We start from the raw sequence: 4,201 nt of genomic DNA, 5'->3' as shown, positions 1-4,201 counted from the left end.
AGCCCAGCACTCCTTATATATAATAGGCGTGCATAAGCCAAAAAAGCTATAATTGCGCTCGGGTGTGGCGTGCGGTCGCTCCGCAAGGAGAGGAAAGTCCGAGCTGCGATAAGACAAGGTTGCGTCTAACGGACGCCGGGGGGCAACCCTAGGGAAAGTACAACAGAAAGCAAACCGCCGCGCAAGCGGTAAGGGTGAAAGGGCGGGGTAAGAGCCCACCGCGCGCGTGGAGACACGGGCGGCAATGCAAACCCAACCTGCAGCAAGAACGGGTGGTTTCGTCTTATATTTGAACCGTTCGCTCGAACCGATTTGCAAAAATCGGTCTAGATAAATGACCGCTGTAACGGAACTCGGCTTATAACCACACCTCTTTTTACACCGAATTTATTTGCTTGGAATAAGGAAAAAATTTTGAAAAGCTTAATTTTATGTGGCGCACTTTGTGCTGTCGTTTTAGGGCTCGGAGGCTGCGCGAGTGCTGGTGCTGATAAAAAATCTATAATCTTGCAAGGTGATGCTCATGATCGCGCTTGCGCAGAGGTTTATGAGCGCTACAAAGAGCTCGAAGCGGAGCTCTTGGCGGTCGAGGATCGATACGCAAACCCAAGCGTCGCGAACGATTATATACAGGCTTACGATGAGTACGAGCGCACCATCGCCTACTACAACGAAAATTGCGCGACCGATAAGTAGGCAGCGCAGATTGAGCGTGATTTGGTATAAGTATGGCGCGACGCAGCGGCGCAAAACGCTTAAAAATTTTATAAAATCTCTAAAAACTATTGAAAATTTTACGCGAAGCAAAAAAATATCTAAAATTTATTACGTACGTTTGGATCTAGCGATACAAAGTCGTGGCGTGAAGCATGGGCACGATGCCTATTCATGCTCGTATTTAGCTTGGTGCGCCAAGTTGCGGTTAATCATATAACGGTGCCACATACTCGCACATTGGCTAAGGAGCGCGCAATTTATTAATCGAATCGGCGCGAAGCCTTGAAGTTGCGAAGTCGCGCTCAAAAATTCTGCCGCGCGAATTTGAATTAGTGACTTAAAGCGGCAAAGCAATATCCCGAAATTTAGCCGCGAGGCGGACGACGAACGATTTATTAATCGGATCGGCGTAAAGTCACACCAAAAATTCCGTCGAGTGGAGTTGGCTGTTATGTCCGTTTATGTGTCTGCCAAAGCCTCGCAGCCTCAATATAAATATATATTTCATCGAGTGGATTTGAATTGGCGCCTAGGTGCTTAAATCGATCGTAAAATCAGGTCTCAAAAATCCTGTTACTCGGTTTTGACCTGCTGCGCGATTTTCGCGGCATATAAAGGCGGTAAAACGAGATCGTTAGGGTAGCTTTAAGGTACAGCGATTTTTTCGCTTGCGTATGCGGTTTTGAGGCGCTTGGTAATTTCGATTTACTCGCAGAATTTTCATATGCGCAGTTTTCGAGACTATAGCAGCGAGATTTTTTGGGTTTTTAGCACGAAGGTATTTGGCGAATTTGCAGTGCCATGGCTTTGATTTTTGTCGAGAAATTTTAGAATTTTATGATTTCGCAGGAGAATTTTGTGTGTTTTGGTGTCGCGTCGAACTTAAAATTTCATCTTGCCGCCGTGTAAAATTGCGCGCCTAATCTTTTTGTATTTTTAAATACGGCGTATGTTTTGAGATTTGCGTCCGTTTTTAAAATTTTACTCCAAATAAACACCTAATACACAAAATAAGCTGCCCGGCGATAATTTCAGAAAGCCGTGCAAGCCTGCAATGCAAAAGCTAAAGCTTTATGAGATGCGGAACCTAAGGCGCCTTTGCCGATAATTTAGCCGCGCAAAATGCCGCCGCGTTACGGCGTGCTAAGGCACCCGAAGCGCCGCATTGTACGCTACGGTTTGCCTCATTATAGCTCGCCAAAACGCTCAAAGCGGGCTTTTAGAGATTTTGCATTTTTGTTTAAAAGCTCCGCTTGCGCGGCGAGCTTATCTGCGTATGTTTGAAGCGCCGTCGCATACTTAGCATGCGTCTCAAAGTCCGATTTTAGCGCGTAAATTTCATCTTTTACCGATTTTATATTTTGCGCGAGTGCCTCGTCTTTTATGAAGGTTCGGATCGTGCCTAAAAGCGCCAGTAGCGTCGTGGGTGATGCCGCAAAAATGCCGATTTGCGCGCAGTATTCAAGCACCTGCGGCAGCTTCTCGCAGACGTAGACGAAAACCGCTTCGCTGGGCACGAATAGCACCGCAAACTCCGTGCTAAGAGGCGGTATTATGTATTTTTCCGCGATATCTGCGGCGTGCTTTTTCATATCAGCGGCGAGTTGCTTATCCGCACTGGCAAGCGCTGCGGCATCGTTTGAAGCGGAGGCAGCGATGATCTTTTCATAGCTTTGAAGTGGGAATTTTGAGTCAATGCAAAGAATTTTTTCTTTTGCGATATGTAGCGCACAGTCTGCGATCCTGCCGTTTGGTAGATGCTTTTGCAGCTCATAAAATGCGGTGTTTTGCCCGTAAATCATCGATAAAATTCTCTCTAATCGGTACTCGCCGAAGTTGCCACGCAGCTTGACGTTGCCTAAAATCGCGTTTAGCCTTGCAATTTCATCACGCACTTGAAGCGAAGTTTTATTTTGCTCGCTCATTCGCGCTAGATTTTCCGCTATGTCCTTAAAGCCACGATCCAGCGAGCTTAAATTCTCGCTAAGCGCGCTGTTTTGGCGCTGCAAACCCTCGCCTAGGGATCTATTAAGATAATAGAGCTTATCGTTAAAGCCGTCGTTTAGGCTTTGATTTAGCTTAAAAAGCTCGGCACTTGCTCTCGCACTTTGAGCTGTGAGCCTTTCGTTTAAAAGCTCGCTAAGCGTGGAGTTTGCATCGCTTATGCGGCGGTTTTGTAGCACGAGCGCGATCAGCAAGGCAAGCACTAGTGCAGCAAAAAAGGCAAACGCCGCGAGCACAATCCCATCAGCGCCCATTTTCTTGCACGCTTTGCGGATCTAAAATTTCATTTTTGTAGCGTAGATATTCGATGTCGTTGTTAAGCGCGCGATTTTCCTCAAGTAAAACCTCGTGTTTAGTGCGAAGCGCGGCGATGTCGCGGCTGATGTAATAAATTTCGTTGCGGATGTAAATCGCCGGCACCGTCAGCAAAAACGCAAATCCGATCAGCAGATAAACGACTAAAAGCTGATAAAGCGTGAGATTTTTCTCCTTTTTTTTCTCGGCATCGTAGTTGCGTAGTAGCTCGTCTTGTGCGCCAGCAAAACTGCCATAGCTGCGCCCTGCGGCAAGGCCTGCATAATCCTGCACGCCCATATCCGCGTAATTTTGATTTTGCGTGCCTGTAAAGCTTGCATCTGCAAACGCCACGTAATCCACCTTGCCGACAAAATTGGCACCTGTAAAATTGCTGTAGCCTACCTCGCTTGCGGATTTCTCGCTGCCGCGATTGGCTAAAAGATTTGCGTCGCCACGTCCTTTGAATTTTACTTTGCTGTTTTTATTAAATTTTGTTCCGCCGCTTTCAGAATTTAGATAGTTTTGGGCGTTTGTGAAGTCTGAACTTTCGAATTCCAAGCCGGTAAAATCGTCGTAACCGCCCGCTGCGCCCGCGTAGTTTCGTTTTACGGAAAGATCCGCGGCAAGCTTATCCTCTAGCTCCTCATCCGTCAGATCCTCCATAGCTCGTCTTTTTGCGAGCTCTATGCCCGCTAGATCGGATGTCCCTGCGAAGTCGTGCCCATCATCGTCGTCGGCAAAATATTCATATTTGTTCATTTTAAATCTCCATAAATTTAAAACCACGATCTTATCTTTACTCGCCGCCAAGGCGCCTGCGTCAAGATAAATTCAGCTCGAAGCCCGCAGCTCGCGTGTACCCAGCAATGAGCCGTTAAGGTAAAATTTAAAAGTCAAAGTTACGGGCAAAATTCTTCTTTGCAATTTTACCTCGGTAAATGGAATTTTATCTTAACTCGCCAAATTCTATCTCGGCCAGCAAAATCAAAATTTTACTTTAGCGGGCTATTTTTGTTAATTTTGCTCGCTCTTTTCACGATACTGTATAGCAGCAGAAGCTTCAAAAGAAGCATCGTGTTAATTTTGCTCGTTTTTTGCACCGGCAGGCTCGTGGAATTTAGGTAAAGATCAATTCCGCCGTAGCGGGCAAAACTATGCTGCCTTTACTTATTTTTTATGCGCT

At 46.3% G+C, this 4,201-nt stretch carries 3 protein-coding genes and 1 other RNA gene; 2 read left to right on the top strand and 2 right to left on the bottom strand.

All coding sequences use genetic code 11. The annotated features are described in order from the left end of the window. Positions 1–59 precede the first annotated feature (59 nt). Both rnpB and Q0095_RS03705 read left to right on the top strand, forming a co-directional pair. Positions 60–377, top strand: an RNA gene (gene rnpB, locus Q0095_RS03710) — RNase P RNA component class A. A 37-nt stretch (positions 378–414) separates the two neighbouring features. Continuing rightward, positions 415–696: a hypothetical protein gene (locus Q0095_RS03705; protein WP_297881467.1), complete on the top strand. Its 282-nt coding sequence runs from the start codon at positions 415–417 to the stop codon at positions 694–696. Positions 697–1,904: 1,208 nt separating this feature from the next. Here the strand turns inward: Q0095_RS03705 and Q0095_RS03700 are convergent. Both Q0095_RS03700 and Q0095_RS10250 read right to left on the bottom strand, forming a co-directional pair. Continuing rightward, positions 1,905–2,975, bottom strand: coding sequence for a DNA recombination protein RmuC (locus Q0095_RS03700; RefSeq protein WP_297881465.1), 1,071 nt, complete (start codon positions 2,973–2,975; stop codon positions 1,905–1,907). Further along, positions 2,965–3,777, bottom strand: a complete 813-nt coding sequence (locus tag Q0095_RS10250; protein WP_366806055.1) for a hypothetical protein — start codon at positions 3,775–3,777, stop codon at positions 2,965–2,967. The genes Q0095_RS03700 and Q0095_RS10250 overlap by 11 nt, the downstream gene beginning before the upstream one ends. Positions 3,778–4,201: the final 424 nt, after the last annotated feature.

The sequence above is a fragment of the uncultured Campylobacter sp. genome (assembly GCF_938045535.1).
Classification (GTDB): domain Bacteria; phylum Campylobacterota; class Campylobacteria; order Campylobacterales; family Campylobacteraceae; genus Campylobacter_B.
The sequence above is the reverse complement of the archived record's forward strand: the minus strand, read 5'-3'. Positions and strand labels throughout refer to the sequence as shown.